This window comes from Pseudomonas sp. BF-RE-21, from assembly GCF_019947305.1.
In the GTDB taxonomy this organism is placed as follows: Bacteria; Pseudomonadota; Gammaproteobacteria; order Pseudomonadales; family Pseudomonadaceae; genus Aquipseudomonas; species Aquipseudomonas migulae.
This window is the reverse complement of record NZ_JAGYGF010000099.1, coordinates 1-7,236: the sequence shown is the minus strand read 5'-3', so window position 1 is coordinate 7,236 and position 7,236 is coordinate 1. Positions and strand designations below refer to the sequence as shown.

Below are 7,236 nucleotides of genomic sequence, written 5' to 3'. Positions count from 1 at the left end.
CTCCTACGGATTGTGGGATGTCCGGGATGGCGGGTTCACGCAAAACCTGTAGGAGCCCGGCTTGCTGGCGATGGCGATTTCATGGACGCCTTCGCCGGCAAGCCTGGCTCCTACGGATCGCGGGATGTCAGGGATGGCGGGTTCACCCAAAACCTGTAGGAGCCGGCTTGCTGGCGATGGCGATTTCCCGGATGCCATCGCCAGCAAGCTGGCTCCTACGGATTCGGGGGTGTTGGGGATTGTAGGTTCACGCCACACCTGTAGGAGCCGGCTTGCCGGCGATGGCGATTTCCCGGGCGCCTTCGCCGGCAAGCCTGGCTCCTACGGATTGGGGGGCGTCCCCATCGATTGTTCCTGATCGAAAACCTGCAACCGCTGCACCAGCGCCTGAAAGCGTTCCGATGCCACCCAGGCCGGATCCGCGTCGTCCACCAGCAGCATGATTCCCAGGTAATGTTCCAGATGCAGCGTAATGAGCTGCTCCTCGACCTCCAGGTCCCAATAACGCTGATCCAGCCCGCTGGCCTGTACGACCCACGTCCCGTCGAGTGCTTGCCTCAATTCATCGGCGATCCGGTCGAACAGCGCCCGGTCGGATGTATCGGACAGGTAGATCGTGGGGGTGGGTTCGCTCATGTTGGCCTCCGGAAAGTCCCGCGACTTTACGTCAGCCGCAAACCCTGTGGTGAGGAAGCAGATCCAATCTCTAAGTAGGGGGATGTGCAGAGGCTTGAACTCAATCTACACTTAAGAACCGTTCTCTGTTGCGGTTAAATTTCAATACCTTTTCTTTGAGGGAGGCAAGCTCCTGGTGGATGCCCTTGTGCTGCTTTTTAACGGCCTGACCGAGTGGGTGATCGAGCCCGTCACTCGCCAGTTCCTGGGCCTTTTCGATCTGAACGGGCGCATGGGTGTACTGTTTCTGTTCTCGTCTTACAGCATCGCTTACGCCCTGTTCCGGTTCAGGAAACATCGAGGTCTCACCGACGCGCAGTCGTTCGGGCAGTTCATCGGCGGGCGTCGGGTGTATTTCCATCGTTCGGCGTTGCTCGATTACCGCTACTACTTCGTGCGGGCGATTCTGAAAGTGGCGTTAGTGTTGCCGATTGTCGGTCTGGTGGACCCGCTCGTCCTGCGCTCCGGAGACTACATCGCCTTTTTCACCAACCTGTGGGGCGCGCGGGTGCAAGTGGAGCAGAATCTTTCACTGTCCTTGCTCTACGGGCTGGGCGTTTTCCTGGTGAAAGACTTCATGGCCTACTGGGCGCACCGCGCCTTCCATTCCAAATGGTTGTGGGCATTCCACAAAGTCCACCATTCGGCGCCGGTGCTGGTTCCAGCGACCGCCAGCCGGGTTCATTTCGTGGAAAAGATTGTCGAAAAGCTCTCGACGATCATCGGCATCGGCGCCTTTGCCGGCGTCTTCTGGTACGCCTGCGGCGGCGAGATCAGCCGCTATACTTTGTTCGGCGTGACCTGGCTGGTGTTCATCCTCAACGGGCTGGTGGGAAACCTGCGTCACAGTCATGTCTGGCTGTCGTTCGGCCCGGTGTTCGAACATGTGCTGAACAGCCCGGCCCAGCACCAGATTCATCACAGCGACGCACCGCACCATTTCAACAAGAACTTCAGCATCAACCTGTCATTGTGGGACTGGATGTTCGGCACGCTCTACGTCACCACGTCGAAACCCGAAGCCCTGCGGTTCGGCACCGGTGATCAGGATTCTGAGCGTTACCTGACGGTTTACAGCCTGATCGTCACGCCGTTTGTGGACATTGCCCGCAAGATCCGTTCGACCAAACGACCTGATCGTTCGCGGGCGCCCTTGCGAACAATCCAGAATGCGTTAGCAGAAGTGGAGGTGAGACATGACAACTGATTCCGCAGAAAAAGAGTCTGTCAAAGAAGCCGTCAAACACTATGTCGAGGGTATGGTCTTCGCTGACGAAGCCTCGTTGCGAAAAGCATTTCATCCGTCTTGTCGCATCATCGGTCACTTCCAAAAAGCGCTTGAATGGCTGTCCCTTGATGAGTTTGTCGACGCGATCAAAACCGAAGGCCCGGCGGCAAAAGAGGTGAAGCCTTTTTGGGAAGTGATTGACCTGGACATAACAGGCGACGCCGCCGCCGTAAAAATCATCGATGATTATGCGGGGATGAGGTTTACCGATTACCTGTCGTTGCTGAAGATCGATGATCGCTGGGTCATCATCAACAAGCTGTACTACTACCATGAGTCGTGAACCGCACGGAGACCATTGAGATGGATGTTCAGGTACATCGCGCCAACACAACGCACATCGATCAAGTCGCCAGCCTCTTCGACGCCTATCGGGGTTTCTATGGTCAGCCCTCGAACCTGAATCAGTCCCGCCACTTTATCGCCGAGCGCATTGCCCGGGATGAGTCCGTGATCTTCTTCGCCCGGGACACCGACGGCGAAGCGCTGGGTTTTGTCCAGTTGTTCCCGACTTTTTCTTCCATCGACGCGCATCGCACCTGGCTGCTCGGTGACCTGTTCACCGCGCCTGCCGCCCGAGGGCGCGGGGTCGCAACGCGGCTGATGAACACCGCGCGCGACTTCGCGGTGTTGAGCGGCGCCAAAGGCCTGGTGCTGGAAACCGCCACGGACAATCACGGTGCGCAGCGGTTGTATGAAGCCTTGGGCTATGTGCGCGATACGGGTTACTACACGTATTGCCTCGATTTGAAGCAGGGCTGAGCGATCACCGTTCCGGCAGGTTCCAGCGCTCGCGAACGTGCTCGTATTGCGCCTCGGGCATTTGCACCAGCAGGGGAGACTGCTGCGGATCGAGCCAGTCGAACAATCGGCTGATGTCCGCCTGATCCATGGCTGTGCAACCCGCCGTCGGCGATGTCGGGCTACGCCAGATGTGGAAAAAGATGCACGAGCCCGAGGCGGGGGACGCCGGTGTGTTGTGCTCGATGACAATGCCTTTGCGATAGCCTTCTTCGCTGCGCATGCGTTCGGAGCTGTTCCAGTCCTTGGGCATCGCCGCGCCGTCGACCAGGGTGTTGTAGTGTTCGGAATGGCTGTCGTCCACGCATTCAGTGGTCGCTGTCAGTGCGAGGTAGGGCAGTTTCGTGTCGGCCCTGGTCTCGTAACCGAACGCTGTTCCCAGCTTGAAAATCCCGGCCGGCGCTTTTCCATCGCCTTCGTGTTTGACGGGTTCTGCGCCTGGCTCAACGTTGTCCAACCCTTTGCCCCAGGCCATGCCGTTTTTGCCGACCACCACCGCAAACGCCTCGCCATATTTGCGGAAGGTGTTCCCGTCGCGTTCATAGCGCTGGGCGCTGCCTTGCAGGTCATCCCAGTTTTTTGTGGTGACCACAATCAGCTGATGGCTGGCGTCGAGTGCGGCATTGGCGTCGAGCGGCGTAATGGGGAAATCCATCACGTTGTTCGGTGCCTGTGCGCTGCCATAAGTGAAGTGCCACCATTCTTTCGAGTACCCGGAGAAACCCTCTTTTGCCATGGCGCTGCCGAGCCGCTGGCGATTGTCCTGCGCGGTCGCATTGATCGTCGGGTTGGCGGTATGCGCCCGCTCATCGAAGCAATCGAAGCCGGTGCCCATGTCGAGTGCGCCGTCATGCCAGCGCTGATCGTAGGGGGCGGTGCAATCGACCTGCGTGGCCGAGGGCGTCCAGGCGCTGGCGGGCAACGCCTTGGGCCCGGTGAGTGTCAGGTCCACGGTCGAGCCTCTGGAGTGATTCGACACCCGCGCCACATACCCCAGACGCCAGAAGTCCTGCTTGTCCACGCGCGGGTAGAACTCGGCCTTGCGAGGCTCGCCCGGTTCGGTGGCAAAGCGGCCCATATCGGCCACCGCCCGATTCGGGCGATAACAATCAAACACCTTCAAACCGTAGCCTTGCGCACGCAGCGACGCTTGTACCCGGGCGAGCGCCTTGGCGGCGTCCAGCGTCAACAGGCATTCGGCGGCGGCATAACCGTCGAGTGGGTGACCGGTGAAGTTGTGGGGGCTGGCGTAGCGAATGTCTTGCTCGATGCTCGGATCAATCGCTCGCAGATAGACCATGTGCCCGGGTCGCGGCTCGGCACTGGACATGCCCGCCAGGACGCTGCCCAGCAACAGCAGTGATTGCAGCCAGGGGCGGGCGATGGTGCGAAGAGGGCGCATGCGATGTCTCCAGGATGCCGGGTACGCAATGAACGGGGGAAAGGTAGCAGACTGAGGTGAGGGGGACTAACCTCAGTCTGCATTTCCGGATCACGACGTTAACCTCGTACAGATCATGCGGAGCATAAATCCAAGATGCAGGATCATCGCCCAAATCCGACGCTTAATCTGGAGTATTGTGCCGATCGCCCGATATTCATGGACTTCTTGCAACAGGCACAGCGCTCGCCTGACGCCATTGCGGTCGTCTCTCACGACGCGACGTGCAGTTATCGTCAGCTTGAACAGATAAGCCATGGCATTGCGTCCTTCCTGAAGGTCAATGGCGCGACCGAATCCGACCGGGTGGTTATTGTTTCCAATCGCTGTGCGGGGTTGGTCTATGCAATGCTCGGCGCCTTGCGTGCCGGGTCGACGTTCACCGTTGCCGACGTTGCGTATCCACCTGCGCGCATCGGGCAAATCATCCGAGTGCTAAAGCCTTCCTTTGTCCTGCTTTGCGGTGGGGCCACCGTCGATCTCGATTCCGAACACCTGGAGGCCGGGCGTTCGGCTCCACGGATCGTCAGCATTGCGGAAAACCCCGCCGATTCATTGCGTGAGTTCGCCTTTCACCAACATGCCTTGCCGCAAGTCGACCCTGCACAGCCGGCCTATATCACCTTCACTTCGGGCAGCACTGGCGAACCGAAGGGCATCGTGGCCACTCATGCGCCGCTGGTGCATTTCATTGAGTGGCATACCCAGCGCCATTCCTTGTCAAAAGACGATTGCTTTTCGCTGCTGTCCGGGCTGGGGCATGACCCTGTGTACCGGGATGTATTTACCCCGCTGTCGATTGGCGCAAAAGTTATCGTTCCCGCACAGTCGACCGTCATAGACCCTGTGGCATTGGCGGCGTGGATACAAAAAAATGCCATTTCGATTATTCATCTGACGCCGCCGTTGGGAAGGCTGATAGGAACCGGCGCAACACTTCAGGGGGCAAGATTCAACGCGCTTCGATACTTGTTCTGGGGTGGCGATGCATTAGGCATTTCGCTGTTCGAGCAAATGTGCGTGATCGCCCCCAATGCCGTCAGTGTCAATTTTTACGGTACGACGGAAACGCCTCAGGCAATGGCGTACCACCACGTCGACCCTGAAGCCGACAATTCCAGGATTCCACTGGGTAGAGGCATTAAAAACGCGCAATTGCTGGTTGTGAATGACACCCGTCAATTGGTGCATGAAGGTGAGGTCGGAGAAATCCTGATACGCAGCCCTTACTTGGCGCAGGGTTACTGGGAGGACATCGCGCAAACCCGGGAAAAGTTTGTGGTGAATCCGTTTACGAATGTCGAGAACGACATTTGTTATAGAACCGGCGACCTTGGGACTTATCTTTCAGATGGCAGAGTCAGCTTTCTGGGGCGGGGCGATAGTCAGGTCAAGATTCGCGGACATCGTATTGAGCTGGCTGAAATCGAAGGCGCACTTTCGAAACATCCGCTGATAAAGCAGTGCGTTGTGCTTGCCGTCAATGACAACGCGCAGGTCAGGCTGGTGGCCTATTGCGTTTCAATCAACGCTGTTTCAACGGGTGAACTGCGTGAGCACCTCAACACTCGGCTCCCGGAATACATGGTGCCGGCGTTGTTCGTCTTTCTGGATGCGATTCCACTGACGCCGAACGGAAAGATCGATAGGCGGGCGCTGCCGCGGATAGCTGCCAACACAGAGGCGGCGTCCAACCATTCCGATCGGGATCTATCGCCGCTTGCGTTAAAACTGACACAGGCTTGGGCCGAAATACTCCAAGTCCCGCGCATCGACGCAAACCTGACGTTTGTCGAGCTGGGAGGGGATTCGCTGTCGTTCGTTCAGGCCTCAATGGTGCTTGAAGAACTGATCGGCCATCTGCCCGATCAATGGGAAATGACACCCGTACATGAACTGTGTGGGTTGGCCGGTAAAACCAGCAGTTCAAAGCTGGCCATCAGGGCAATGGAAGTCCCTGTCCTTTTACGTGTTATCTCGATAATCCTGATTGTCATTGGGCATCTTCATCTGTTCTCGACCTGGTCAGTGGTAGGGGAGACAACGGTATTGTTTCTGATCTCGGGTATCAGTCTGGCGAGGTTCCAGTTTCAAGCCATCAATGAACGCGGCAATGTGCGTACGCTGGTCAGGTCAGTGGTCTTTATTGCGGTGCCGACCCTCCTTTACACACTTTTGAATCAGATACTGTTCGACCAGGTTCATTGGCAAACGATGTTGCTGATCTCCAACTGGTTTCCACCGACGATGATGGGCGGCTTTGCCTACTGGTATGTTGAAGTGCTCCTGCAGATGATTGTCATCATCGGGTTTGTTCTGTCGTTCGAGCGCGTCAGGAACATCATTGTTGCGAACCCGTTTCGCTGCCTTGTTCTGGCGGCATGTGCATTGGCCGTGGCCGACATTGTGATCAGTGCGTTTCTGTTTGACGCGTCACCGCTCTATAACCGCGTGCCACAGCATTATCTTGCAGTCATGGTGCTTGGAATGGCCGTTCACTACGCTCATTCAAGTGCCCAGAAGTGGATCGTCAGTGCGGTTGCTGTGGTTGTGATGGGTGGGGAGGATCTTCTGGCAATCTTCGGGACGGGGGCGCAGGAAGTTGCGAAGGATTATGTTGATATCGCCATCCCTGCAGTTCTCTCTCTGATTTGGGTCAAGTCAATTCCGGTGCCAGGTCTCATCGCCCGGGGGCTTGCGTTGGTTGCTTCGTCAACGCTGTTTATTTATCTGACGCATTTTCAGTTTCAGTCCCTGGCTCGGCATATTGTTGATCTTCCTGTGTTCGCGGTGGTTTTTGCCGTCGTAGGTGGCATCGGGGTCGCGTATGGGTGGAACAAAGTTGTTCGATTCGTTTTGGTGCGCTGGAGTGGCGCAGGCAAGAAGAGCGGTTCGGATACGGTTGAGCGTGTGGCTTGATGGTGAGCTTTGTCTAATGGATGGGGGGCGAAGCGGCCTACCGGCGTCTGCACACGTTCCCCCTGTAGGAGCCGGCTTGCTGGCGATAGCGTCCGTTCAGCCAATACATGCG

6 protein-coding genes are annotated in these 7,236 nt (G+C 57.4%); 4 read left to right on the top strand and 2 right to left on the bottom strand.

Annotated elements, in window-relative coordinates; translation table 11 throughout:
- Positions 1-321: 321 nt before the first annotated feature.
- Entirely contained in the window at positions 322-636 is a 315-nt protein-coding gene (locus KGB25_RS30145; protein ID WP_223437968.1) for a DUF3630 family protein, read from the bottom strand.
- A gap of 175 nt (positions 637-811) precedes the next feature.
- On the opposite strand from KGB25_RS30145, the gene KGB25_RS30140 reads away from it, so the two are divergent.
- From KGB25_RS30140 to KGB25_RS30130, 3 genes are read left to right on the top strand one after another with little or no spacing between them, the layout of a single operon-like run.
- Complete coding sequence (locus tag KGB25_RS30140; protein ID WP_223437966.1) at positions 812-1,882, top strand: sterol desaturase family protein; 1,071 nt, start codon at positions 812-814, stop codon at positions 1,880-1,882.
- The gene (locus tag KGB25_RS30135) at positions 1,872-2,246 is read left to right on the top strand and encodes a nuclear transport factor 2 family protein (protein ID WP_008029461.1); all 375 of its coding nucleotides are present in this window, start codon (positions 1,872-1,874) and stop codon (positions 2,244-2,246) included. The genes KGB25_RS30140 and KGB25_RS30135 overlap by 11 nt, the downstream gene beginning before the upstream one ends.
- Positions 2,247-2,266: 20 nt before the next feature.
- Positions 2,267-2,725, top strand: coding sequence for a GNAT family N-acetyltransferase (locus KGB25_RS30130; protein ID WP_223437964.1), 459 nt, complete (start codon positions 2,267-2,269; stop codon positions 2,723-2,725).
- Positions 2,726-2,729: 4 nt separating this feature from the next.
- Here the strand turns inward: KGB25_RS30130 and KGB25_RS30125 are convergent, their stop codons facing one another.
- A complete protein-coding gene (locus KGB25_RS30125; protein ID WP_223437962.1) occupies positions 2,730-4,166 on the bottom strand; it encodes a M15 family metallopeptidase in 1,437 nt (478 codons plus the stop codon).
- A 135-nt stretch (positions 4,167-4,301) separates the two neighbouring features.
- Between KGB25_RS30125 and KGB25_RS30120 the strand changes: the two genes are divergently transcribed.
- Positions 4,302-7,124, top strand: coding sequence for an amino acid adenylation domain-containing protein (locus KGB25_RS30120; RefSeq protein ID WP_223437960.1), 2,823 nt, complete (start codon positions 4,302-4,304; stop codon positions 7,122-7,124).
- Positions 7,125-7,236: the final 112 nt, after the last annotated feature.

Excerpts from the sequence above, each read along its gene's own strand:
- KGB25_RS30130 (WP_223437964.1), top strand. The coding sequence starts at position 2,267 with ATGGATGTTCAGGTACATCGCGCCAACACAACGCACATCGATCAAGTC.
- KGB25_RS30120 (WP_223437960.1), top strand. The coding sequence starts at position 4,302 with ATGCAGGATCATCGCCCAAATCCGACGCTTAATCTGGAGTATTGTGCC.
- KGB25_RS30145 (WP_223437968.1), bottom strand. The coding sequence starts at position 636 with ATGAGCGAACCCACCCCCACGATCTACCTGTCCGATACATCCGACCGG.
- KGB25_RS30135 (WP_008029461.1), top strand. The coding sequence starts at position 1,872 with ATGACAACTGATTCCGCAGAAAAAGAGTCTGTCAAAGAAGCCGTCAAA.
- KGB25_RS30125 (WP_223437962.1), bottom strand. The coding sequence starts at position 4,166 with ATGCGCCCTCTTCGCACCATCGCCCGCCCCTGGCTGCAATCACTGCTG.